Source organism: Bacteroides sp. D55t1_190419_B8, from assembly GCF_015558905.1.
Classification (GTDB): Bacteria; Bacteroidota; Bacteroidia; order Bacteroidales; family Bacteroidaceae; genus Bacteroides; species Bacteroides vicugnae.
Genome location: NZ_JADMOU010000001.1, coordinates 75,231 through 101,761 on the forward strand (window position 1 = coordinate 75,231; position 26,531 = coordinate 101,761).

At 44.6% G+C, this 26,531-nt stretch carries 13 protein-coding genes; 2 read left to right on the forward strand and 11 right to left on the reverse strand.

The window, feature by feature from the left end; translation table 11 throughout:
- Positions 1 to 112: 112 nt before the first annotated feature.
- On the reverse strand, positions 113 to 1,915 hold the full coding sequence (gene rpsA / locus I2I13_RS00290; protein ID WP_148364380.1) for a 30S ribosomal protein S1: 1,803 nt from the start codon (positions 1,913 to 1,915) through the stop codon (positions 113 to 115).
- Between the two features lie 96 nt (positions 1,916 to 2,011).
- Between rpsA and I2I13_RS00295 the strand changes: the two genes are divergently transcribed.
- Complete coding sequence (locus I2I13_RS00295; RefSeq protein ID WP_195648435.1) at positions 2,012 to 7,969, forward strand: DUF3320 domain-containing protein; 5,958 nt, start codon at positions 2,012 to 2,014, stop codon at positions 7,967 to 7,969.
- A gap of 1 nt (position 7,970) precedes the next feature.
- Here the strand turns inward: I2I13_RS00295 and I2I13_RS00300 are convergent, their stop codons facing one another.
- On the reverse strand, positions 7,971 to 9,101 hold the full coding sequence (locus tag I2I13_RS00300) for a retron St85 family RNA-directed DNA polymerase (RefSeq protein WP_148364378.1): 1,131 nt from the start codon (positions 9,099 to 9,101) through the stop codon (positions 7,971 to 7,973).
- A gap of 204 nt (positions 9,102 to 9,305) precedes the next feature.
- Positions 9,306 to 11,513: a DUF5686 family protein gene (locus I2I13_RS00305; protein ID WP_167511727.1), complete on the reverse strand. Its 2,208-nt coding sequence runs from the start codon at positions 11,511 to 11,513 to the stop codon at positions 9,306 to 9,308.
- Positions 11,514 to 11,716: 203 nt separating this feature from the next.
- On the opposite strand from I2I13_RS00305, the gene I2I13_RS00310 reads away from it, so the two are divergent.
- The gene (locus tag I2I13_RS00310; protein WP_148364377.1) at positions 11,717 to 12,904 is read left to right on the forward strand and encodes a DNA-binding transcriptional regulator; all 1,188 of its coding nucleotides are present in this window, start codon (positions 11,717 to 11,719) and stop codon (positions 12,902 to 12,904) included.
- Here I2I13_RS00310 and I2I13_RS00315 read toward each other — a convergent pair.
- The 8 genes from I2I13_RS00315 to I2I13_RS00350 all read right to left on the reverse strand — a co-directional run bounded on the left by I2I13_RS00315 (position 12,893) and on the right by I2I13_RS00350 (position 26,531).
- The gene (locus tag I2I13_RS00315) at positions 12,893 to 14,350 is read right to left on the reverse strand and encodes a PA14 domain-containing protein (RefSeq protein WP_195648436.1); all 1,458 of its coding nucleotides are present in this window, start codon (positions 14,348 to 14,350) and stop codon (positions 12,893 to 12,895) included. The genes I2I13_RS00310 and I2I13_RS00315 overlap by 12 nt on opposite strands.
- Before the next feature lie 19 nt (positions 14,351 to 14,369).
- The gene (locus tag I2I13_RS00320) at positions 14,370 to 16,694 is read right to left on the reverse strand and encodes a beta-N-acetylhexosaminidase (protein ID WP_195648437.1); all 2,325 of its coding nucleotides are present in this window, start codon (positions 16,692 to 16,694) and stop codon (positions 14,370 to 14,372) included.
- A complete protein-coding gene (locus I2I13_RS00325) occupies positions 16,691 to 18,142 on the reverse strand; it encodes a glycoside hydrolase family 125 protein (RefSeq protein WP_195648438.1) in 1,452 nt (483 codons plus the stop codon). Before I2I13_RS00325 ends, I2I13_RS00320 begins: the two co-directional genes overlap by 4 nt.
- Positions 18,143 to 18,157: 15 nt before the next feature.
- Complete coding sequence (locus I2I13_RS00330; protein WP_148364373.1) at positions 18,158 to 19,762, reverse strand: trehalase family glycosidase; 1,605 nt, start codon at positions 19,760 to 19,762, stop codon at positions 18,158 to 18,160.
- A gap of 21 nt (positions 19,763 to 19,783) precedes the next feature.
- Positions 19,784 to 20,917, reverse strand: coding sequence for an alkaline phosphatase (locus tag I2I13_RS00335; protein WP_370540792.1), 1,134 nt, complete (start codon positions 20,915 to 20,917; stop codon positions 19,784 to 19,786).
- A 54-nt stretch (positions 20,918 to 20,971) separates the two neighbouring features.
- Positions 20,972 to 21,835, reverse strand: coding sequence for an endonuclease/exonuclease/phosphatase family protein (locus tag I2I13_RS00340; protein WP_148364372.1), 864 nt, complete (start codon positions 21,833 to 21,835; stop codon positions 20,972 to 20,974).
- Between the two features lie 14 nt (positions 21,836 to 21,849).
- Positions 21,850 to 24,783 carry a GH92 family glycosyl hydrolase gene (locus tag I2I13_RS00345; RefSeq protein ID WP_195648440.1) on the reverse strand — a complete coding sequence of 978 codons (2,934 nt, stop codon included), beginning with the start codon at positions 24,781 to 24,783 and terminating at the stop codon, positions 21,850 to 21,852.
- A gap of 113 nt (positions 24,784 to 24,896) precedes the next feature.
- Positions 24,897 to 26,531: a RagB/SusD family nutrient uptake outer membrane protein gene (locus tag I2I13_RS00350; RefSeq protein WP_195648441.1), complete on the reverse strand. Its 1,635-nt coding sequence runs from the start codon at positions 26,529 to 26,531 to the stop codon at positions 24,897 to 24,899.

The following is a 26,531-nucleotide window of genomic DNA, read 5'->3' on the forward strand; positions in this document are numbered from 1 at the left end:
CTTCCTGTCCTCTATATCCTCCCTACCCTCTGCGTCCTCCGTGTCCTCTGTGGTGAACAAAAAAAGCGCCCCCAAACGGGAGCGCCTTTCACTGGAAAATATTCTATTCAGATTATTTCTTTCCTTCCAACTGTTCTTTCAATGCAGCAAGAGCGTCGATATCGCCCAGCGTAGTTGAAGCAGCTTGGTTTTGGATCATCGGAGAATCTTCTCTCTTGTTGCTGGAAGATGACTTCTTAGCACCAGAAGCAGCTTTCTTTTCTGCTCTTTCTTCAGCCTTAGCTACATCTTCGAAGATACGGCTGTGAGACAGAATGATTCTCTTAGCGTCTTTGTTGAACTCGATCACTTTGAATTCAAGTTTCTCATCCAACTGTGCTTGTGAACCGTCTTCTTTTACAAGGTGTTTCGGAGTTGCGAAACCTTCTACACCGTAAGGAAGAGCTACAACAGCACCCTTATCCAACATTTCGATGATTGTACCTTCGTGTACAGAACCTACAGTGAACACAGTTTCGAATACATCCCAAGGATTTTCTTCGAGTTGTTTGTGGCCAAGGCTCAAACGACGGTTTTCTTTGTCGATTTCCAATACCTGAACTTCGATGTCAGCACCAATCTGAGTAAATTCTGATGGGTGTTTTACTTTCTTAGTCCAAGAAAGGTCAGAGATGTGGATCAAGCCGTCAACACCTTCTTCGATTTCTACGAATACACCGAAGTTAGTGAAGTTACGAACTTTTGCAGTATGCTTAGAACCTACAGGATACTTTTCTTCGATTGTTTCCCATGGATCTTGTTTCAGTTGTTTGATACCCAAAGACATCTTACGTTCTTCGCGGTCAAGTGTCAATACAACAGCTTCTACTTCGTCGCCTACCTTCATGAAATCCTGTGCAGAACGCAGGTGTTGGCTCCAAGACATTTCTGAAACGTGGATCAAACCTTCTACGCCCGGAGCAATTTCGATGAATGCACCGTAGTCAGCCATAACAACCACTTTACCTTTCACCTTGTCACCTACCTTCAAGTCAGTGTCAAGAGCATCCCATGGGTGCGGAGTCAGTTGTTTCAAGCCAAGAGCGATACGTTTCTTTTCGTCATCGAAGTCAAGGATAACAACGTTGAGCTTCTGATCCAGTTCAACCACTTCTTTCGGATCGCTAACACGTCCCCAAGAAAGGTCAGTGATGTGGATCAAACCGTCTACGCCACCAAGGTCGATGAATACACCGTAAGATGTGATATTTTTAACAGTTCCTTCAAGAACCTGTCCTTTTTCAAGTTTACCGATAATTTCTTTCTTCTGTTGTTCCAGTTCAGCTTCGATAAGAGCCTTGTGAGATACAACAACGTTTTTGAATTCCTGGTTGATTTTAACCACTTTGAATTCCATTGTTTTGCCAACGAATACATCATAGTCGCGGATCGGTTTAACGTCGATCTGAGAACCCGGCAAGAATGCTTCGATTCCGAATACGTCTACGATCATACCACCCTTCGTGCGGCACTTGATGTAACCCTTGATAATTTCTTCATTTTCCAGAGCAGCGTTAACGCGATCCCAAGAACGAGTAGCGCGGGCTTTTCTGTGTGACAGAACGAGCTGTCCTTTTTTGTCTTCCTGATTTTCGATGTACACTTCTACTGTGTCACCGATCTTCAGATCCGGATTGTAACGGAATTCATTCAATGGGATGATACCGTCTGATTTGTAACCGATGTTCACAACTACTTCACGCTTGTTCATTGCGATTACGGTTCCGTCAACAACCTCACGGTCGTTCACCTTGTTAAGCGTACCGTCGTAAGCTTTTTCAAGTTCTTCGTGGCTTGCATTGGTTACTGATTCGCCATTTTCATAAGCATCCCAGTTGAAATCTTCAATAGGAGCTACGTTCTTTAAGTTTTCCATTAATAAATAAATTGTTTAATACTTTAATTAAATAAGACATTATATTATCTATAAATCGGGCGCAAAGGTAGAAATATTTTCTTGATTGACAAAAGAATGGCAGAAGAAAAGAGAATTATATCCGTATTTTTTGTAATATTGCAATCTTTAATTTATACAGTTTTTGCCATGGACGAGAGATTGGACAAAGTCAAGGTGCAATGCGACTATTTACCGCTTATTAATTTTGCGATACAACAAAACGGTGCATCGGTCATTCATCAGCTTTCTATTGAGAATACGACACCTGCCCCACTGAAGGACATTCAGGTACAAATCACAACAGAGCCGACTTTCGGAAACGCCGTTCCGATAGCTGTGGAACAGATTCCGGCAAACAGTTCGATCTGCCTGTCATCATTCAACCTCACTTTGTCTGCCAACTATTTCACACAGCTGACCGAACGTTTATCCGGCAATCTGAAAATTGAAATTACTTCCGAAGCAGTTTCCGTATTCAGCCAAACCTACCCTATCGACATTCTGGCATACGACCAATGGGGAGGAATCAATGTATTGCCCGAAATGCTGGCCGCTTTCATCACCCCCAATCATACAGCCATTCTGCCGATCATCAAGAGAGCCGCTTCCATCCTGGGGCAATGGACTGATAATCCGTCCCTCGACGAATATCAAAGCCGTACTCCGGACCGGGTAAGGAAACAGATGGCCGCCATCTACACGGCTATCACGGAACAACAGATTATATACAGTACCATCCCCGCCAGCTTCGAGGAATATGGCCAGCGTGTCCGGCTAGCCAACTCCGTGATGGCACAGAAACTGGGAACCTGTCTGGATATGGCCTTGCTCTATGCTTCCTGCCTGGAGGCAATCGGACTGAATGCACTCATCATCATCACTCAAGGGCATGCTTTTGCGGGAGCCTGGCTAGTGCCGGAGACTTTTCCGGACCCAACCATTGACGATGTTTCCCTATTGACCAAACGGACTGCCGAAGGAATCTACGACATAACGTTAGTCGAAACGACCTGCATGAACATGGGACATTCGTCCGATTTCGACGATGCAGTGAAGCAAGCGAACGGAAAGCTGACGGATGGAAACAGTTTCATTCTTGCCATAGATGTGAAAAGAGCGAGACATTCAGGCATCCGCCCCATCCCCCAACGCATTCTGCACGGGCAGGTATGGGAAGTAGAAAAAAAGGAGACCGACATTCCAAAAAGTGCCGTTCATGCCACTCCGCAAAGTATCAATCCGTATGATTTGTCAGGCAATGAAACCCAGACCGTAATTACCAAACAACTGTTATGGGAAAGACGGTTGCTGGATTTAAGTCTACGCAACAATCTGCTGAATATCCGGATCACCAAAAACACGCTCCAACTCATCCCGGCTAATCTATCCTGCCTGGAAGATGCATTGGCCGACGGAGAAGAATTTCGCATCCTTCACCGTCCTGCCGATTGGGAGAGTCCGGCAATGGACTTCGGGATTTATTCCTCCATACCGGAATCTGATCCTGTAGTTGGTTTCGTCAACTCTGAACTTTCACAGAAAAGACTACGTTTCTATCTATCCGAAAACGATTTAGGCAAAGCACTGACCCATCTATACCGGTCTTCGCGTACCTCTATTGAAGAGAATGGAGCCAACACGCTCTATCTGGCTCTCGGACTTTTAAAATGGTACGAGACCCCCTCCAGCGAACGCCCCCGCTACGCTCCCATCCTGCTGTTGCCGGTTGAAATCATCCGTAAATCGGCAGCCAAAGGTTATGTTATCCGTTCTCGGGAGGAAGAAACGATGATGAACATCACCTTATTGGAAATGCTCCGCCAAAATTTCGGAATCGCCCTATCAGGGTTAGACCCGCTGCCTACCGACGGAAGTGGTGTAAATGTCAAACTGATTTATTCCATCATTCGCAACAGCATCAAGAACCAGCGCAAATGGGACGTGGAAGAGCAAGCGATTCTGGGTATTTTCTCTTTCAACAAATTCATCATGTGGAACGACATCCACAACAACGCCAACAAACTGGTTCAGAACAAGATTGTGTCCAGCCTCATCAACGGAAAGATAGAATGGGAAGCCGCCACAGAGGAAATAGATGCAACGGATATGGATAAGCAACTGTCGCCCACAGACATTGTATTACCCATCATCGCCGATTCCTCACAACTGGAAGCCATCTACGAAGCCGTACATGACAAGACTTTCATCCTGCACGGCCCTCCGGGAACAGGAAAATCGCAAACGATTACCAATATCATTGCCAATGCGCTTTACAAAGGAAAACGCGTCTTATTTGTTGCGGAAAAGATGGCTGCCCTCTCCGTTGTACAAAACAGACTGGCGGCTATCGGCCTGGCTCCGTTCTGCTTGGAGATTCATTCCAACAAGACAAAGAAATCCGCCGTTATCTCGCAACTGAAAGAAACTACGGAAATTATCAGGCAGACACCTCCCGAAGAATTCAGAAAGGAAGCGGAACGCCTGCTGAATTTACGGGCGGAATTGAATCAATATATCGAAGCCCTACATAAAGAATACCCGTTCGGAGTTTCATTATACGACGCCATTATTCATTATCAATCCGTGGATGTCGAATCTTGTTTTGATATTCCACAAGTTTATCTGGATACATTAGATAAAGAAACATTTGCCCAATGGGAAGATGCCATCGAGCTGTTAGTCCGGACGGCCAATGCGTGCGGACATCCTTATCAGCATCCATTAACGGGCATCTCGATTACCGAATATTCATCAGCCGTTAAAGAGGAGTCCTCCCAACTGCTCACCGGATTTGTCGACTTGTTAACCACCATCCGGCAGAAGCTGGATGTATTCTCCGTACTTCTAAAAGATACGGATATACGCCCTACACGCAAGGATTTCCGGACGATTGTCCACATCATCCGAAAAATACTCGACATTCCGGAACTGACTCCCGGATTGCTGACTCTGCCATTGCTCAACGAAACACTGAATGAATACCGGGAAGTAGTGGTTCACGGACGGAAACGGGATGAACAAAGGAAAGAGATAGAAACCGGATTCACCCAAGAAATCCTGTCCATCAACGCAAAGCAGATGTTAGCCGAATGGAACCGGGTATCCGCCCAGTGGTTCCTTCCCAGATATTTCGGGCTGCGGAAAATCAAAAAAGCAATCAACATATATGCTTTAAAAACGATTGAAACAGAAGACATCAAAGCTCTGCTTCACCGCATTATCAGGTATCAGGAAGAAACCGAAGCCGTTCAGAAATACACCGGACAACTTCCCTCCCTATTCGGACGACCCGGCAAGAACGAGGATTGGAACACCATTGAACAGATAATCGACGACATGACTTCCCTTCATTCGCATTTGTTGAACTACGCAAAAGACATTGCCAAAGTTTCGCAAATCAAGCAGAATTTGTCCGCACAACTCACTGAAGGAATTCAAACATTCAGAGACATTCATGCCCATTCCTTCAATGAACTGTATCAACTCGCAGATACACTCACAACCACCGAAAAGAAACTGTCCGGCATGCTGGGTATCTCGACTGAAGAACTTTATACCGATTCAGCCGACTGGATAACGATTGCCTTGTCTAAATCCCTGACCTGGAAAGAGAACCTCGACAAGCTCAAAGACTGGTATCAGTGGCTACAAGCCTACCAAACCCTGCATAGTCTGGGAATTGGATTTATTGCGACGGAATATAAAGAAAAGAATATTCCTACCGGCCAACTTACAGACAGCTTCCGCAAGAGTTTCTATCAGGCGGCTATCCGGTATATCATCGACAAAGAACCGACTCTGGAATTATTCAACGGTAAGATATTCAATGACATCATTGCTAAATACAAACAAATATCCGCCAAATTCGAAGAAACGACCCAAAGAGAATTGTATGCCCGGTTGGCCTCCAATATTCCGTCTTTCACTCAAGAAGCCATCCAAAGTTCAGAAGTGGGTATCCTTCAAAAGAATATCCGCAACAATGCCCGCGGCATATCCATTCGTAAGCTGTTCGACCAGATTCCCACTTTGTTGTCACGCATGTGCCCGTGTATGCTGATGAGTCCTCTTTCCGTCGCTCAATTCATCGACACGGACGCTGATAAATTTGATTTGATAGTCTTTGATGAAGCTTCACAGATGCCTACTTATGAAGCGGTGGGCGCCATTGCCCGGGGTAAAAACGTCATTATTGTAGGCGACCCGAAACAAATGCCTCCTACGAGTTTCTTCTCGGTCAACACCATTGATGAAGACAACATTGAAATGGAAGATTTGGAGAGTATCCTTGACGACTGTCTCGCCCTCTCTATTCCTTCCAAATATTTATTATGGCACTACCGGAGCAAGCACGAGAGCCTCATCGCTTTCAGCAACTCCGAATATTACGATAACAAACTGATGACTTTCCCCTCGCCGGACAACATCGAATCGAAAGTCAGGATAGTCAACATCAACGGTTACTATGATAAAGGCAAGTCGCGCCAGAACCGGGCGGAAGCTCAAGCAGTGGTGGACGAAATAGCCAGAAGATTGAGAAGCGAGGAATTAAGAAAGAAAAGTATCGGTGTAGTCACTTTCAGCATTGTCCAACAAGCCTTGATAGAAGACTTATTATCCGACCTCTTTATCTTTTACCCCGAACTGGAAACTCTGGCGTTGGAATGCGACGAACCGTTATTTATCAAAAACCTGGAGAATGTGCAGGGAGACGAACGCGATGTCATTCTCTTCTCTGTGGGCTATGGTCCGGATGCAGAAGGGCGCGTCAGCATGAATTTCGGGCCCCTGAACCGGGCAGGCGGTGAAAGAAGATTGAATGTAGCCGTTTCCCGTGCCCGGTATGAGATGATTATCTATTCCACCCTAAGGTCGGATATGATCGACCTGAACCGTACTTCTTCCATCGGAGTAGCCGGACTAAAACGTTTCCTCGAATATGCGGAGAAGGGAACCCGAAACACCATCAACAGCGTGACAAGACAACAGTCGGAAGCAACAGTCTCCATCGAAACGATCATTGCCGACAGACTGCGCTCACTGGGTTACACCGTGCATACAGACATCGGTTGCTCCGGATACAAGATAGATATAGGTATCGTCGACACCGAAAACACCTCTAACTATCAGTTAGGTATTATCTGTGACGGCAAAAACTACAAACGCACCAAGACCGCACGTGACCGGGAAATTGTGCAGAATAATGTATTGAAAGCACTCGGATGGGACATCTACCGGATATGGACAATGGACTGGTGGGAAAAGCCGGACGAAGTAATGGCAACTATCCAAGAGGCTATCGCCCGGAAAAAGAGTTCAAAAGTCGGCTCAATGACAGCAGCCGGAACCGGCTCTGCTCCGACAGAAGTGGCAGAACCTGCACCGGCTGCACAAATAACCAACAATGAACATTCATTCGTGCTCAAGGCATCGCCTGCTACTCCTGAAAAGCAAACAGCTTCCGTTCTTTCTACGCAAAACCGGATAGAGCAAAAGTACAAGTTTGCAAAGATTACCCCATACAGTTATTCGCCGGAAGACTTTTTCTTTACGGACAGTTACTCTATCCTCCTCTCCCAAATACGGAAGATTATGGAAAGCGAGGCGCCAATCAGTAAATCCCTGCTCTGTAAGAAAATCCTGTCCGAATGGGGAATCAGCCGCTTGGGAACACGGGTAGAAGCACAGATAGAAACAGCACTCGACACATTGAATATCTATCGCACAGAATACGAAGGACTTGTTTTCTGCTGGAACGACAAAGAACAATGCGCTTCCTATTCAGTCTATCGCCCGGTTTCCGACCGGGAAGCGACAGACATACCACCTGAAGAGATAGCCAATGCCATCCGGCAACTATTGACCGACTCCATCAGCCTGCCTGCAGCAGATTTGATAAAAGCATGCGCGCAACTGTTCGGCTTTGCCCGTATGGGATCGAACATAGACGCTGCCATGCAAAGAGGTATTCGCGAAGCTGTGAAAAGAAATTACGCCAAGATAGAAAATGAACGGGTAACGATTGCCAATTAGATTAATACCCTTTCTCCAAACATCTCAAACGGTTAATAGAATCGGATACATACGCATTGTCCGGTTCTATTGACCGCCAATAACAAAGTTCTCCAATCAGCCGTTTCAGATAGACAGGATCACTCGAGCCAATCCGGCGCTGATGTTCCGCCAAACCTTTCGTCAGGATAAAATAGACATTCTTCCGGATTTCTCTCTTTCTGGCTTTAGGGATTGTCAGTTTCGCACCGGAAGAGACAGATACTCCTGTAATAATCTTCCTGCCATACTCATTGATAAAACGGGTCTTCTTATGATTCGGTTCGAATTTCTCATCGCGGATAATTTGTTTGATTCGAGGAATGATTTGTTCTTTGGGAAACACATCTCCCGAAAAAGTCAGGTCATCGGCATAACGGGTGTAAGCCAGTCCGTATTCCGCTGCCAGTGCCGCTAATTTCCTATCCATCTCATACCCGACGATATTGCTCAACGACGGACTTGTAGGCGCTCCCTGCGGCAAGTGTCTGTGTAAACAACACAATGTTCCCAATACTTTAGACACATTTTCCGGATAACCGATCTTCTCAAATGTCTTTTTTACCCTCCGGCTCCGTATCGAAAAGAAAAAATCATGAATATCCATTTTCAACACATACCGTTTTCCCAAATGAGGACTGGCATTATCAACCACAGAATGACCGTTCCGGAAGCCTACTGCTGCCGGATGAATCAGTGTCACAGATGATAATATTCGAGAATTAATAGTGGTTTGAATAGATTGCAATTCTTTGTCAGGAGCAGAAATCATCCGATAACCTCCCTTTCTTTTTCTCATCCAGAACTCCCGGTAATGTTCGGAAACATCCCGTAATATTTCCTTCAACCGCACCGTTTCCACCCCCAACAGGTTGGCGCACCAGACAACAGCCGATTCATCAAACTTTTGAACATACTGCGCTCTCGGAACAGTTCCCCCCAAAGCATGCCTAAGCCAGGCTCCGTGTTCCCATTTTACCTTAGTAGTCTTTTCTTCCTTACCACTGCTTGTTGCTTTCCATCTTTTATACCCCTCCTGTTTCCTGCTTGAGGAAATCATCTTATAAACCAGGAAAGCGGTAATAACAATGATCGTTATTAAAATTCCGTCCATTTTGTATATGCATATAAAAAAAGAGAAGAGAGGATGAGTTATTTACTAAAATAAATTTAGGTATTTATACCTTAGAATTTATTTTCTAGGAAAATACCTGTGCTTACAAGGCGACTACACCTCTTTGATGCTAAATTCGGTCCTCATCCTCTCTTATACAAAGATAAGTAAAATCTTTCGATAAAACAACCGGAACAAAGAAAACTATCGGTTGAACAACTCAAACGTGAACTTACAGCCTATCCCCCCGAATTTCCAGTTTTCGCTGCTCACAAAAACTCCTACGTCAAAAATATGCGTACCGATGCCATATCCTACTTCCAGATAAGGTTGAAGGTGCGGCATAGAGAGGGCACTGATATAAATACGTTCATTCTGCACATAACGGGTGTACTTCATCAGATGCCTAAGAATGAGGAACGGAGCTTCGTAGGTGAAATGCCCCCGTACATAACGGCGGGAGGAGTTATACCAACGTGAGTCAAGCACCTGAAATACTCCGCCGATTTCATCATTCCAGCCTACGGGAAGATTATGGCGGGAAAAATTGGCAAAGTCCACAAAATACAACTCATCCTGATTGGTGAATGCTCCGAATCCGAAACGATAATAAATGTTACGCATCAATCCCATCCGGATTTGATGTTGAAGGTCAAACTCTATTCTTTCATATTCGCCCGTACTCTTGAACACTCCTTTAATACCCCGTTCATAATCAACCGAGAAAGTCGGATATAAAGAATGAAGGTTAATCTTTCGTTTTCCGTTCATATAATAATAGAGTCCCGGAGTCCACTCTATCCGGATGCGGGGAGCGAAACTGATATAAGTGTTCTTGAATTTATCCATAAATTCCGGGGGCGGCATCGGATAGTCACCGGTGATTACAAAACGTGAAGGCTCTACCGCTGTTCTTTTATGGGCGGAGAACCCCAGACCGATATCCAGTCCGTTGACTACTTCAACGGTATGTCGGAAATTGAAATACAAGTCCTTGAAATAATCGAGATGAATTAAATCGAAATTAAAGATACTGTCTGGCATAGCTTTCAGTTCGTCCAACACTTTACTACTATAAATACGGTTACCGTTACCCACATTCAACCGGAAGAATCCCCGTTTCTGCGGCCAGTATTCAAAGTCGGCATTCAGTGACCAGTAGAATTCCTTACGCGTAAAGTTATATCCGAGCTTAGGCACAATGCGAAGTAATTTATCCCCTCTGAAAAGACGGTTATAACGGAAGTCCTGTCGATAGGACAAACCGTTGCTTCCACTATAACTGAATAAGAGCGGATTGATAAACGGAGAGAACCGTACGCTTCCGATATTGGACAAATTGAATTTATAATCTTCTACCATCAAATCACCCATCGTTCCCCAAAAGGCCTGACTCTTGGATTGCTTTTGTACCGTAGTCGTGTCACGTCTAAGGGTATAGTCATGGTATAGTTTTTTCTCACTTTCATCCAAAGGGATCGGCCGCATGATAGCAAAAGTAGAAGCATCCGTCTTATATGCATTCGTATCACACTGTAAAGAGAAAGATTCCGAAAGATTATATTTTCTTTTCTCTTTCTTGCGTACTTTTTTTTCTTTCAGTTCGATGGATTTATAGTCTAAAGAAGCGGTATAATTACCATCCACCTTATTTCCGAGAAATTTAAAAAGAGCTTCTACGTCATAGCGCACCGGCAGGAATTCATTTTTCTTACCTACATCCCCCATCTTAATCCAACAGGTAAATGTTATCAGTTCCGATCTTCCCGAAAAACGAATTTCACGAACACTCCAAACGTTACTACTGACCACCATATATCCACCCACCAACTGGTCACTCTTGGTACGGGGAATAAAACGTATCCGATAATCCAGATTGTTAGGATCTCCCATCACGCTGTCTATCCGGTATTTATAATATTTCTGTCCGTTTTTAGCCAGTGGTGATAATAAGCGTTCATCATTCAACAGAGACGAAGAGTAGATATTTACATTAAAGTATTCAAGCAAACCCGGCAATCCCCTGTTTCCTCTCACAGTTCCCTGCGAGGCCTTTACTTTCTGATCGTAAATATTGGGAGCCGTATAATGAAGGTCACTGTATGTTTCAAGCAGATATTCGCGAACACCCTTTTGCAAACGAAACATAGAAGGTACATAACGGAGAATAAAATTCTTCTTCTGAATGTCCATCTTACCTTTTATATATAAGTTCGCACGATAATCGCTTACGATTGTTTCATACAAAGGTGCAAAAGTCATCACACGTTCTATGATGGAGTCAGCAGAGATTTCCTGGTGGGTATAAGGATTCATTATATAATTATTGGCTGCCCCCTTTGGAATAAAAGAGAACAGACACAATATGCATCCTATCAATATTTTATCTCTCAATCGTCGTATCTCCTTCATTAACGTAGGCAAATATAAAAAAGAATATCGAAAAGCAAGGAAAGTTAGACACTAAAAAGAGTTATCAGAAGAAAACCTTCATACAGGATGAATACATAACGGTAGATTATTAATTATAAAACATCAGACATTTGTTAGGAATATAAAAATAGAAATCTTATATTTGTGTAATCAAAATAAACATCTTTATATAACCGACGACCATGATTCGACTGATATTACTAACCGACTTCACAGAAACCTTTTCATATAATTTGCTAAAGGGTATACTCGCCTATTCAAAGAGTCATGATCCATGGGTAGTTTGCCGGATGCCACCTTCCTATAAGAACAGCTATGGCATAAAAGGAGTGTTAAAATGGGCAAAGGCTTGGCAAGCAGATGCTATTATCGGAAGATTTGACAATAATGATAATGTAGATATATTTCGCGAGAATGGTATAATTGCTTTAGCACAAGACTACAAATCAAGGTTCAACAATATTCCTAATATCACCGGCAATTACCGCGCAACAGGAAAAATGGCGGCAGAATTCTTTCTGAGTAAAGGATTTCAGAATTTCGCGTTCTATGGTTATCGAGATGCCGTATGGTCACAAGAACGCTGTGAAGGTTTCTACGAATGTATATCTGCTCATGGTTTCGGCAGTAACTTTCATGTATATCAGGATCAATCATTGGATGACTTATGGTTTTATGAATCTCCCCCCTTGCTTACATGGCTGAAATCGTTGCCAAAACCAACAGCACTCATGGCGTGTGATGATAATCAGGGAAACCGCATCACAGAAGTCTGTCGTGTGAACAATATCAGAGTGCCGGACAAAATAGCGATATTAGGGGTTGACAATGACGACATCATATGTAATCTCTCCGAACCTCCTTTGTCCAGCATCAACCATAACATCGTAAGAGGTGGATTCGAGGCTGCCGCAATGATAGATCGCTTATTAAATGATGAAGAAAGAGACTGTCGGGACGTAGTGTTACAACCGGTAAATGTTGTAAACAGGCAATCAACAGATTTCTATGCGACGACTGATGTACACATTCACACAGCCTTGACCTATATTCATCAGAATCTGGCTTCTGAAATTACTGTATCGGATATTGTCAGACAAGTACCATTATCACGCCGTTTGTTGGAAATCCGCTTTAAACAAGTTACAAAACAATCCATCCATAAATACATCTTCAATCTTAGAATGGAGCGTTTTGCGCAGATGTTACTGGCCAGCGATGCCCCTATCGCAGACGTGGCGGAACAAGTCGGAATCAGTAATTTTAAGAACTTGTCCCGCCAATTCAAAGCTTTAAAAAACGTCTCTCCCAATGAATACAGAAAAGAACACCGGATGATGAACTGTATTATCGGTGAATCAATCGGGTAAGAACAGCATACTGTCCGGCAGGGTAGTTTCCGGAACATTCCGGCCCGCATATCCTACTTCCAGTTCCTGCCCCATATAGTCTTCAAAGTACAGCAAGTGTAACTCATGAAAGCCTTTTTCAAGAGCTACCTTTCCTTCAACACGGCGAGCACTATGTCCGCCGTCATTATCAACAATCAATTTACCATCTATGTAAAGTTGGGAACCATCGTCGGAATAAGTATAGAAACGATAGACACCTCTTTCGGAGATTCTTACCAATGTACGAAAATCATAAGCAAAGTGATCGGTAACGGCAGCCTCTTTGATTGAGAAGTTACTCATTACCCCTGACTTTACTTTACTGCAAGTATCTATATCAGCAACACGCTTGCACTTTCCTTCGTAGTAAGTATATGCCACTCCGGGATTCCCGGAAGATGTTTTCACTCCCGGCAGGTAAGTCATAGTCTGTTCTTCTTCAGAATTCATGCCCGACGGGTAATAATAGGAAGCTTCGCGTCCGGCAGGTGTAGTTATCCATGTATCAAATTTAAACTGATCTTCATACAGTTTAATGATACGGCCCCCTCTGGTCAATGAGCCGTAAGCATCCGTACCGGTCACCCGTCCGTACCCCAGTACGATTCCCTTATCCATTCCAAGAAAGTCATTGTCATGATCATGTCCCACAAATACTCCCATCACATCTTTCATATCAAGAAAGGAAGAAAACATACCCGAATTAATGTTCGCTGCGGCCACTCCACCTTCCTTATCGTTTCCATAAGTTTTTCCGTCACTTCTGATTTCGTTATACTCAATGAGCGGAATATGAAAAAAAGCCAGTGCTGGTACAGGCTTTCCACCGTTAGCGACAGTGAAGCCTGCACTCTGCCTGCGATACCATTCAATCTGGTTGAAATGAATCCAATCATACGCACCATAAAGTTTATTCGGCTGATAATCATTGGAGTCCAAACAGTAAAGTAATGCTTCTACCGTTCCTTTCCTTTGCGAACCATAAACAGGAATGACACAATTGCCACATCCCATAATATCCGCCGGTCCTTTTGCTCCTACATAATAAGGGGACTTGAGAAGAAAATCATAAATATCGTCCCGTGTCATATACTCCGCATCATGGTTGCCCATAGTCACAACGAAGGGGGTTTTGGTTTCATTGAAGATATTGACTACATCCACCCAGCCTTTAAGGGCTGGATCGTCAGTCACCACATCACCGGTCAATATGGCAAGATCGGGGTGTTCGGATGCCAGAACAGCACGGATAGTGGCAGCAGTTTCAGCACATTTCGGTGATTCCGGTGTCCAGTGTAAGTCCGTAAACTGTGCTATCACAAATTTCCCGTCTTTAAAAGCAAACCGGCCCGGAGCTTGAGCCGACAGCAGAACAGGAAGAAACGTACACATCCACAAAAACAGAAAAGAAGTTTTCTTTTTCATAACACACATATTTTTAAGATCAATCTAATTCTATTTCATCAATAGCCAGTCTGCTTGGCTGTCCTTCGTGATAGTAACCTTTCGGGCACGGGCCGCCGTAGACAAATTCAAGGCAGACATATCGTGCCATTATCTCCGGAAACGAGAGCGATGCCGGAAAACAAGTGCCTTCGGTAGGCGTGAAATCATAGGTGAACTTTCCACTGTGCGCAGAAGTAAACACCTTGTTGTCCGCAGAAGTGGAAATATGCAGTTCGCTTACCGGCCAAAGCATATCATAGGGACGCCACAAAGAAGCGAAAGCTACTTTGCTTACAGGCATAGTCCTACCAAGATCGACTGTCACCCGAACAGTATCTCCCCTGAAGATGACCCAACGACGCAAATCACGTGCATAACCGCGAATCCCGTCCGTCAGGCCGATGCCCTCATTTACTTTCTCTGCTGACGGAAGTGGCTTGCATTGATAGGGACGTCCGGTAGCTTTGTTTACAACAAAAGATTGATGAACAGGCTTTCCCAATGGTTTTCCATCTCTATATACTACCGCATAAACAGTAGCATCTGCGGACAAACCGACGGGCTTCGTGTAAAAACCGGAAGAGGAGGGAGACAGTACAGAATCATTCACTGCATAATATATCTCCGCATTGGGACAGAATGTCTTCATAGTCACTTCATAAGTTTGGAGAGACTCGTTCCATGCTCCTGTGAAGTTCACTTCATAAAAGTTCCGGCAAGCATTTACCCCACAAAAATCCAGTCGCCTGAACTCTTTGTCCAACCTGCGGAGGAATGAATCGAAATTCTTATTTCCCGGTTGTGTCCATTGCACTTCAGACATCGCCAACAGGCGGGGGAAAGCCATGTATTCAAAATATTCAGGGGTCTGGATATACTCTCCCCAGATATTAGCTTGTGTACCTATGATGTAAGACTGCTCTTCGGAAGTCAGTACGGCAGGAGTCGGATCATAAGCATACACGCTGTCCAATGGAAGAAAACCGCCGATAGCCAACGGTGCAAACTCCGGACTTTCCTGATAATGGTCAAAATAACATCTATCTCCGGGAGTCATAATAACCTTGTGTTTCTGACGGGCAGCTTCAATACCTCCCTCTTCTCCACGCCACGACATTACCGTAGCATTAGGGGCAAGCCCCCCTTCCAAAATCTCATCCCAGCCAATGATATCACGCCCTTTACTATTCACGAATCGCTCCATCCGATGAATAAACCAACTCTGCAAAGCCTCTTCATCTTCCAGTCCTTCACGCTTCATCAATGCCTGGCAATGGCTGCATTTCTTCCACGCTTTCTTCGGACACTCATCGCCACCGATATGAATGTAATGACTGGGAAACAGTTGCATAACCTCTGTCAGTACATCTTCCAGAAAGGTGAATGTATTTTCTTTCGGGCAATAGACTTCATCAAAGACATCAAAATAATCGCGTACAACGTACGTTTTCCCCAATCCGCAAGAGAATTCCGGATAAGCCGCCAATGCAGCGGAAGCGTGTCCCGGCATTTCAATTTCAGGAATAACGGTAATAAAACGGTCGGAGGCATATTTCACGATTTCTTTTATATCTTCTTGCGTATAGAACCCTCTTTGTTCTTTTCCGTCGAAACGCCGCGGATAATAGTAGTCGCAATGCCCTACTTGGGTCTGGTTGCGATGAGAGCCGACTTCGATAAGTCTGGGGTATTTCTTAATCTCTATCCTCCACCCCTGGTCATCCGTCAGATGAAAATGAAACTTATTGAGTTTATACATGGCCATCAAGTCGAGAAACTTCAACACCTCTTCTTTAGGCTGAAAATTACGGCCTACGTCCATCATGGCCCCGCGATGGGGAAACCGGGGAACATCTGTCATGTTGACTGCTGGTATTTCTATCTTTCCATCATACTTCCTGCCGGCATTATAAATCTCCGCCGGCATAAGTTGCAACAGAGACTGGATAGCATAAAACAATCCTGCTGCAGTTTCATTGGAACTTATTTTTATGCCACCGGAGGAAACATCCAATGTGTAAGCCTCATCCGGCAATAAACTGTCTGTCAGAAAACAAATATCCCCCGGCTCTGTTTGAGACACACGCTTCAGGGTGACAGAAGTGTTCTTCAATGCATCAGCTAAGTAGCGGAAGACTTTCTGTGAGGCTTCATCCTCTGAGATGGCCACACTCGTTTCGCCTTGCAGAATATAGGTTCCCCGTCCCATAACCATTTCATTGGGAAGGGGAATAATGCCATTAGCCTGTATGGAAGTATGACAGCCCTCCCCACAAGAAATCAGTGTTAACAAAACGGCAATTATCCAATATACTTTCTTCATAATCTTTGTGTTAAAATATCAGGGAATTCACGAATGGTTCTGAGCACAAGCTCTCCAAACAAAGTATTCACCCATGCAAACCAAGAACGGGTGAAATCCGAAGCATTCTCCGAATGAAAAGATTCATGCATAAAACCAGTTCCTCCGTCCGTGTCACGAAGCTGCCTCAAGCAAGCCGCGATTTCTTCGCGATCGTCCGTAGTGAAAGCTTTTATTATGATGCTCATGGGCCAAATATAGTTCAGTCCTACATGAGGTCCTCCCACTCCTTCACCTGCCTTGCCTTTGAAAAAGTAGGGATTGTTATCACTCCAGATCATTTTGCGGGTATTCTGATAGATAGCATCCTTGATAGAGCAGTAACCGAGATAAGGAGCAGCCAGAAGACTGGGAACGTTGGCATCGTCCATGCAAAGCGCATTGCCGAATCCATCAACTTCAAAGGCATAAATTCGTCCGCAGACGGGATGGTTGAAAGTTCCGTATTTACGAATGGCGGCATCCACTTCGTCGGCCAACGCCGCGCATTCTTCGGCAAAGGTTTCATTCTTGCATACCTTGTGCTCTATCTCCGCCAACTGCCTCAACGATACAACTGCAAACATATTGGACGGTATCAGAAAACCGTATTGGGTAGCATCGTCCGAAGGTCGGAAAGAAGAAACGATGAGCCCGACGGGCTTGACAGGTGCTCCCCAGCCATTATTTATCTGCGAATCAGTGGGGCGGTCACAATCGCGGGTAAAGCTATAGGGTCCCAAGCCCTGCTTGCGTTGTTGTTCCTTGAAGGTTTGCACTACCAGCTTCATGGCTTCATGCCAGTTCGTATCAAACACTGAAACATCGGCCGTCAATTGCCAATAGTGATATGCCAAACGGATGGGATAGCATAGAGAGTCTATTTCCCACTTGCGCTCATGCAGTTCTTTCACCATGTGCTGTGTGTGATCCGTTTCCCAATAACTACCCAACGGACCGTCATTGAAAGCATTGGCGTAGGGATCTGTCAGTATACATTTCACCTGTCGGTTGACCAATCCTGCCACCATCCACTGAAGGTCGCTATCGCCTTTCATCAACGGCAGGTAAGGCCATACCTGTGCAGAAGAGTCACGTAGCCACATAGCGTCAATATCACCTGTGATAACAAAAGTATCGGGACGTCCATCTTTCAATCCGTGTCTGACGGTGGTGTCGAGTGTATTAGGAAAACAGTTCTCGAACATCCAGCGCAGCTTTTCATCCTTTATCTTTTGCTTTGTTTCTTCAATGGTTGCTTCTACAGCCTTGGAAACAAAATGCCTCTTCTCCTTAGGCGGACGCAAGGAAACATATTTCAAACTAGGGATTGAAGACGCGGAAAACATGGAAGAGGACTGCATGGTCATGGCTGCTAAAGCAAGCCCTCCGGTCTTCAGGAATTGGCGTCGTGACATTTTCTTTTTCATGGTCAGTGTTGGTTGTTAGTAAGTATGCTTACCGGGGGTAACTTGAATCCTCTTCTCTTTTCCACCATAGAGCACAAGCAACTCGAATTCTATATTTGAATCTACTGTGATGTGAGGTTCATCGCTTGCTGAACGGCGTGCTTCCGCCTTCATGCCAATCACTCCATCAGGACCGAAAGGATATCGTTCGATTCCGTTAGTCTCGGTCAGATTCATATCCCAGACAATCTGCTTTGTGGCATAGTCTCCCTGAATACCAATGATAAACTCTATCAATTCGGCAATGGGCGGCAGACCGGTCCATCCTACAAATTCTTTTCTTGCCATAAATCCCGGTTCGGCACTTTCCGGAGCATAATATTCCCAAAAGGTTCCTGTCTTCTTAAATACTTCCAACACCTGGGAATAGTGGTTGAGGGAAATTTCTCTCGCTAGTTTGCGATAGCCCTTCTTTACAAGTCCCTGCATCACCATGTAGTTAGTACCCGGCCATATTCCACCTTGCCAATAGCGGCCGTTATCCTTGTACTTGGGGTTATCGGCGGATAAAGAAGGAATCCGGTATTTACGTTTGAAGGTGGCGGGGTTATCCAGTTCTTTCACTAAACGATCCAATCGGGTGGTATCGAGCACATCGGTGAACAATGCCCAGTAAGCCCCTATCCCCTTCGTTTTGCAAAGTGTGCCGTCGGCATACTGGTCATAAAGGAAGCCGGACTCTTCATCCCAAAGATTGTCATGGATGTATTCTTTCAGCATCTGAGCTTCGCTTTCAAAATCTTCTATTTCTTGCCAGCGTTCAAGGTAGAACCCCATTTCGAGAAGGAGATTGGCTGTGAACAGTTGTTGCAGGTTGGTGTCCAGCCAAATCATGTGCCCATGACTGTAGATAGGGTTATAACCTGCCGGTACGCGAGGCATATTGTCCATACCAGTCCCCCATCCGCTCGACCAATAGGTTCCATTGCGCCAGGTACGGTTCAGTTTCAGCCATTTGTAATAACCGCAAAGCACCGGAAATATTTTGTGCAGGCGTTCCATATCACCGAACTGGTGATAATAGACCATTTCGCACCAGGGAATCAGATTGGGGCCGGTGCTGGTGGGGTCATAGCGTTCGAAGCAGTCGGCACCGTCCGCCTTTATTTCGCGACAGATAAAACCGTCGGGATGTTGTTTGGCATAGAAATTGTTCAATGTTTGCTGGAAAGGAAAGAAGCGGGTGCCGTAACGGGCAAACATCAGAATGAAAGAGGTATCCCACATAAAGATATTTCCGTTATAGGCGGTATCCAGATAACTGGAAACAAATCCGGAACCCGGTTGGGGAGCACGGATATTGCCGATAGCTATTTCCCATGCTCTCCAATACATCTCCAGTTCCTTCTCGTGCCCGCTCCAAATGGGACACGGCAGAATTTTCCGGGCTTCTTTAAAGCTCTTCGGTTCTATTGTCTCGGGTTTTGCCACACGGTACTCATTCTCGGTGACTAACGGTTCTTTGACATAGGTATTTTTATAAGGCAGATGATATTTGTCATCATTACCACAGCTTTGAGCATTCAGCACAGTCATTGCCGGGCAAGAAAGCAAGCATGCAAATATAATGTGTTTCAGCATGGGAAATAGTTGTTTATGAATTTATAGACCGAGTAATTTCTTTATTTTGTCGCAAACAGCAGTATTCTCATAAATACCGGTGAATTCTTCGGCTCCGGGACCAAAAGCATAGACCGGAACCATCACGCCACTATGACCACCTGTAGAGAACTTACATACAATCTTACCTTCCTGCAAGTCACCGTCCACCAACGTAAGTCCACCGGTTTCATGGTCAGCGGTAACTACCACCAACGTCTCTCCATCTTCGGCAGCCCATTTGTAAATAGCACCGATCGTACGGTCGAAATCATGCGTTTCCTGCATCAACAAGTCAAGGTCGTTAAAGTGACCGTAATCGTCCAACTGTGAGCCTTCTATCATCATGAAGAAACCATTCTTGTTCTGGTTCAGCAACTCGATGCCTTTCAGCGAAGCGCGTGCAAGGAGATCACCGCGTTCTGCCGGAAGCGGGGTGTCTACCGGATAAGGAACAGCAAATACTTTTCCGCTCTTTATACCTGCCAATTCCTCCCAACTGCGAGGAGTCTGATAACCATTGGCACGCAGTTCCTCGAACAGATTGCGACCGTCTTCACGATTTTCGAAAAGCTTGGCACCACCGCCAAAAGCGTAATCCACGCCGCAATTCACATAATCCGTCACAATCTCCGCTTCGGCATCCCTATCTTTATTGTGACAGCAGAAGTCGGCAGGAGTAGCGTCCCAAAGACGGCAGGTCACTGCTATACCGGTTGATTTGCCTTTTGCGGCAGCATAATCCACCAACGACTTCAAGGGACGTCCTTCCGTATCTACGCCTACGGCATGATAATTCGTCTTGTGTCCGGTAGCCAACGCAGTACCACCTGCACCGGAGTCAGTAATCAGTTTATTGGAGCAGTAAGTCTTAGAAAGACCTACTGTCTGGCAATTATCCAGATACAACTTTCCACGGTTGGCAGTCCATGCAGAATAAACATGCATAAGACTCATGCCGTCACCAATCATCAGAATAACATTTTTAATCTTCTTCCCTTTGGGCGGAGCTATCTTGGTTACTTCATAAGGATGTTCCAACACATACGTTTGTTCCTTGTCACGACGATCTTGCGCAAATGCGCAGGCAGGCAATAATACAACTACCAATACTGCCAATATGCAGTTTTTCCACATCTTCTTCATTGTCATTATTTTTATCAATAATTTCTTTTGTACAATTTAAAACTCTCATTCAACTGTCACTAAAACCGGTGCATGGTCTGACAGAAAAGCCTCATTTTCCGTTTCGGCGAGTACACCATATCTAAGCACATCAAATCCATTGCGAACGAACACATAGTCAATCAACGGGCGATGCTGATAAGGAATCTTGCCGAAGTCGTGAAAACTCCATGCCGGACCGTAAACAACAGGCGACGCAAGACGAGCATCCGTCAGATGTTCCGGATTAGCAGGATCAGTCACGTGCTTGATGACATCCGATTCCGGTTCCGAATTGAAATCCCCTGTAACAATCACCGGCAGTCCGCCACTCAATTGGTTCACTCTGTCCAGCATAAGGCTGATTCCTTCGCGCCGTGCCACCACGCCTACATGGTCCAGATGAGTGTTCAAGGCAAAGAATTCCTTGCCGGAAGTCTTGTCCTTCAGTTTCGCCCACGAAGCGATACGTTCGCAAGCACCATCCCATCCTTTAGAACCGGGCACTTCGGGCGTTTCGCTCAACCAAAAATATCCCGAATCAAGTAAATCAAAACGATTCTTCTTATACCAAAGAGCACTGTACTCTCCTTTCTCCTTTCCATCCTCACGGCCTACACCTACGACTCCGTACTCCGGCAAGCGCTGCTTGAGGTCTTCCAATTGATTATGAAGCACTTCTTGCGTGCCCAATACATCGACATCGTAGAATCGGACAGCATTAGCCGCACGGTCCTTCCTGAATTTCCAATTGTCCAGACTGTCTTCCGGGTTGTCATAACGAATGTTGAATGACATTACATTGATTGGTGCAGGCTTGGTAGGCTGCTGTTTCACTTGGCTGCATGATGCACCAAGTATTAGCAAAGATAAAAAAGCTATTTTTTTCATGGTAGTATTGTTTATTATTTCACATATAAAGTTGAAGCAGGAACAGGTTCAAACTCTTCTGCAGAAGGAAGTTTCCACGCCCAACTGAGATGTTCGCCTTCATAATCTTCAAAATAGTAGAGTTTGTAAGGATGAAAACCTTTTCTTAAAGCAATACGTCCGGTAGCAGGAATAGCGGCATGAGAACCGTCGTTATTCACCACCAGTTCATTGTCTATATACAAAACACTGCCGTCGTCCGAGCGTGTCTGAAAAGTATAGACTCCATCTTCGGGGACGTTGATAAGCCCAGTAAATATATAACCAAAGTGATCTTCCTGTTTGGCATCCTTGATGGAAGGTTCCGACATGATGCCCGTTTCAAGCAAAGGTGTCTTTTCAATATCCGCCACTTTCTGATATGTACCCTCGAAATACTTATAAGAAGTACCGTTTAAAGTGGGATTCACCGGAAGTGCAGCTTTCAATTCGGCTTTGGTAGCCTGAATAGACAAGACTTTGCTCGGGCGAAAACCTTCCTTAAATCCCTTTGCCTTTATCTGAGTGGTCTTATCCAACTCGAATGCTTTCTCGTAAAGCGGAGATGACTCTGTCGGCTCACTTCCGTCTAACGTGTACCGGATTCCGGCTCCTGCGGTTGCCGTAGCAAGAGTGATTTCTGTTTTATCCATAAAGAGATTCAAATCTCTATCCACATAAGGAATGGACACCACATTTTCGCGGGTATAGGAATAAGGAGCGGCCTCTGCTGAAATTCCCCGGGTCTTATCCGGTGTATCGGTTAAAGTAAAACGAAGTTCACCACCTTCCATCAGTTGTGCATAAGTGATGAAATTGGTATCTATCCGCTTGCCGTTCAGCTCTACTTTACTGATATAAATATTCTTCTTCGGGTTGTTGGCAAGAATAGTCAGCGTCTTTCCGTTTGCCAAATTGACAACCGCTTTCTCGAACAGAGGACTGGTCAGCGCAAATTCATTACTTCCGGGACATACAGAATAGATACCCAGACTGGATAGTATGTACCAGGCAGACATCTGCCCGCAGTCTTCATTACCTATGATTCCCCCGGGCACAGGCTTATACATTTCATGAAGCAACCGGCGTGTCATCTCTTGTGTCTTCCAAGGCTGTCCTACATAATCATACAAATAAGCGATGTGATGACTCGGCTCATTCCCATGAACATATTGTCCTATCAGGCCGGTAATGTCCACAAGGTCGCCTTTCACACCCGATTCTACAGTGAAAATAGAATCAAGCGCAGTGATAAACTCTTCCTCTCCTCCGAACAGTTGTGCCATTCCGTTCACATCGTGAGGGGCGAAAAAACGATATTGCCAGGCAGTAGCTTCGGTATAGGCACGTCCCACTTCAACAGGATTGAATGGCGTTTCCCAATTACCATCCATCCGTTTGGGGCGGAAAAACTTTGTAGAACCATCAAATACGTTGATATAGTTCTGCGAACGCTCCATGTACTTTTGACAAATATCTTCTTTTCCCATCTCCTGTGCCATACGTGCAATACACCAGTCATCATAAGCAAATTCCAACAGACAAGATATGGATTCTTTTTTAATGTTCGAAGGAATAAAGCCATATTTTATATAGTAATCCGCACCTTTCTTATTCTTCTCAGAAGAAACAATCATTGCTTCCAATGCTTTTTCCGCATCAAAGCCTCTGATTCCCTTCAAGTAGGCATCAGCAATAACAGAAACCGAATGGTATCCGATCATAGTTCCCGTTTCTCCGGCAGAAAGCGGCCAGATGGGAAGTTCACCTGAAGCATCGTAAATATCAAGATAAGAATCGATCATATTAGTGACCAATGTAGTATCAATCAGCGTCATCAAGGGATTCCACGCACGGAAAGTATCCCAAAGGGAAAAAGTGGAATATTGCACTTTACCTTTAGACAACTGACCTATCTCCATATTGTGCCGGCGAAATTCACCGTTGACATCACTCACGACATCGGGCACAACCATAGCGTGATACATAGCGGTATAGAAGTTCTTCAAATCGTCTATATTGCCTCCCTCCACGGTAATGGCTGAAAGCGCCTGTTCCCAAGCACTACGGGCGGCAACACGCACTGCGTCAAAATTGAAATCTTTTACTTCAGCGTCAAGGTTCTCACGCGCGTTGTCCACACTGACTATGGATAGTCCTACTTTGGCTATAACAGGCTCACTGTCTTTATCGTCAAACGTAAGAACGGCTTGCAAATCCGTGCCGGTCAATTTAGCCTCAGCAGAAAACATCTTTCTATCCTGTACAAAACCAACAGTTTGAAAAGGTTTCGAGAACCGGGCAACAAAATAAACATATTGGTTATCTGTCCAACCTCTGGTTCTTCTCATTCCTGCAATTTCATTGGAAGCCGTCTGTTCTAACTCGGCTTCATAAATATATTCATTATCAAGCAAATGAGCCAAATCTATGATAATACTTACGGGCTTGGCAGAAGGAAATGTGTACCGGTGCACACCGACATGAGCGGTTGCAGTCAACTCTGCTTTTATCCCTTCATCTTTCAGCAATACCGAGTAATATCCGGCTGACGCTTTTTCATCTTTGTGGGAAAAAGCTGTCGGTCGGCAAATACTTCCTTCTGCTGTTAAGTCCGGTCTTTGAGTGGTGGGACGAAACAGTATGTCGCCCAGATCAATACATCCCGTTCCGCTAAGATGAGTGTGCGAAAAGCCTTTTAAAGTAGTATCACTGTAATGATATCCCGCACAAGCATCCCAGTTTCCGGCACGGGTGTCGGGACTCAATTGTACCCCACCGAAAGGAACGGTTGCACCCGGATAAGTATGACCATGAAACCCCGTCCCTATAAAGGGATCGACATAGTCAACAGGGGATTGTTTACCGGACGAACAAGAACTGAAAACACAAAATGCAATGACTGCACATGTAAGAATTTTAAATTTCATCAAATTACATGTTTGAAAGTTTTATCTGCAAGGATTGCTACCTTTTGGGATGTCAATCCTTGCAGATCAGACTAATGTTCTATTTCATGATGGATATCTTTCAAAAAGAAAGATTAATTATAGCCGTCATTCTGTTTCAACTTACCATTAGACTTAGTTATCTGGTCATACGGATATGGGAATACCATCATATAATCTTTATAAGGACTCTTTACCGTATAGTCACCATAAGGTTCTATAGTAAAGCTGGATTCAGGATCAGAACGGTCTGCATACTTACGGATACGTGGCCTAGCGTTCAGTTCCCTCTCTGCCAGTTGTTTAATTTCAGCATTTGAAGAACGATGCCAACGCTTGAGGTCGAACAAATGGTCGGTATATTCAAAAGCTAATTCACAACGGCGTTCGTGATACAAATCCGCCATAGTAGGGTTTTTAGTCAATTCTGTCAGGTTAGACCGTTTGCGAATACGGTTCAAGTCCTCTTTGGCTTTACCCGGTTGGTCTGTCATCAGATAAGCCTCCGCGCGGAACAGCAACATTTCAGCAAAACGAATCAACGGAAAGTTTATACGGGCAGTCGGCCAGTTTCCATTCGTGTTTACATACCCCTCTTTATCGGCATCCTTGTGCTTAAAGGGATCCATATACTTATTGATTTGGAAACCTACATCCAAGTTCGTATCAGAATAGAACTTACGTTTTTCGCCAAAGAACTGGAATTCCTGATTATATTCCAAAATGGAACGTACCAGACGTTCATTACCTACACCGTCTTTCACCATCTCTTCATAAATATCATAAGATGGCTTAATCTGTCCCCAGCCGTTATACACACCCCAGCCTTTGTCTTCCAGAATCACACCTACAAATTCAACACCACCACCGGAAGAACCGCCGTTGGAAGGAATAGACCAAATATACTCCTTGTTCCAAAAATCTTTAAAATCAGAAGAGAATATTTCAGCAAAAGTGTCAGCCAAGTCACGGTTATAATCAGTTTCCAATGAATTAACCATAGTAATCACATTATTCCACTGGGTTGCATCCCAAGTAGCCCAATAAGCATATACTTTAGCCTTGTAAGCCACAGCGGCAGCTTTATGCGGACGCCCTTTATCGTCATCTGTATATTCCTCAAATTTAGGCAAATAAGAGATAGCTTTATCCATATCTTCTATAATATACTTATAGTCATCGATTACAGAGGCCTGCTGTGGAGGAATAGAATTATCATAGTCCCCCTCAAAATCTTCGTAGCGTACGAAAGGAACTCCCTGTTCTTTCGTTCCGTAACGGTAAGCAATCCAGAAATGGGCCATGCCACGCATAAAAAAGGCTTCGCCCAAGCTACGATGTTCTATTGCGCTCAATCCACTTTTCTTCTCTTTGTCAAGCAACTGCTTGATAATCCAGTTGGAACGAGCCATATTTTGATAGAATAAATCAAATCCTCCCTTAATAGGATCTTCATTACCGGTATAGTCAAATGTTGCCAATGAATTGTAACCGCGTGTCTTAGCCCAAACAATATCGCAGGCTGCCCCTTGTTCCCAAAACAATTCACGTCCGAAGCCCTTTTCCTGATGGATAGGCGCATAAAGTCCGTCGATGGCATCAATTGCTTGTTCATCATTCAAAAAATAGGATGTAGTAGCAGGATTTCCTTCCGGTTGCACATCCAGAAAGTCGGCGCAAGAGCATAATGACAAGGCCGATAAAGCCAATAATGGTATATATTTTTTCAT

What these genes read in the sequence shown, in the direction of transcription:
- rpsA (WP_148364380.1), bottom strand. Translation starts at nt 1,915, where the DNA reads ATGGAAAACTTAAAGAACGTAGCTCCTATTGAAGATTTCAACTGGGAT.
- I2I13_RS00295 (WP_195648435.1), top strand. Translation starts at nt 2,012, where the DNA reads ATGGCAGAAGAAAAGAGAATTATATCCGTATTTTTTGTAATATTGCAA.
- I2I13_RS00300 (WP_148364378.1), bottom strand. Translation starts at nt 9,101, where the DNA reads ATGGACGGAATTTTAATAACGATCATTGTTATTACCGCTTTCCTGGTT.
- I2I13_RS00305 (WP_167511727.1), bottom strand. Translation starts at nt 11,513, where the DNA reads ATGAAGGAGATACGACGATTGAGAGATAAAATATTGATAGGATGCATA.
- I2I13_RS00310 (WP_148364377.1), top strand. Translation starts at nt 11,717, where the DNA reads ATGATTCGACTGATATTACTAACCGACTTCACAGAAACCTTTTCATAT.
- I2I13_RS00315 (WP_195648436.1), bottom strand. Translation starts at nt 14,350, where the DNA reads ATGAAAAAGAAAACTTCTTTTCTGTTTTTGTGGATGTGTACGTTTCTT.
- I2I13_RS00320 (WP_195648437.1), bottom strand. Translation starts at nt 16,694, where the DNA reads ATGAAGAAAGTATATTGGATAATTGCCGTTTTGTTAACACTGATTTCT.
- I2I13_RS00325 (WP_195648438.1), bottom strand. Translation starts at nt 18,142, where the DNA reads ATGAAAAAGAAAATGTCACGACGCCAATTCCTGAAGACCGGAGGGCTT.
- I2I13_RS00330 (WP_148364373.1), bottom strand. Translation starts at nt 19,762, where the DNA reads ATGCTGAAACACATTATATTTGCATGCTTGCTTTCTTGCCCGGCAATG.
- I2I13_RS00335 (WP_370540792.1), bottom strand. Translation starts at nt 20,917, where the DNA reads ATGTGGAAAAACTGCATATTGGCAGTATTGGTAGTTGTATTATTGCCT.
- I2I13_RS00340 (WP_148364372.1), bottom strand. Translation starts at nt 21,835, where the DNA reads ATGAAAAAAATAGCTTTTTTATCTTTGCTAATACTTGGTGCATCATGC.
- I2I13_RS00345 (WP_195648440.1), bottom strand. Translation starts at nt 24,783, where the DNA reads ATGAAATTTAAAATTCTTACATGTGCAGTCATTGCATTTTGTGTTTTC.
- I2I13_RS00350 (WP_195648441.1), bottom strand. Translation starts at nt 26,531, where the DNA reads ATGAAAAAATATATACCATTATTGGCTTTATCGGCCTTGTCATTATGC.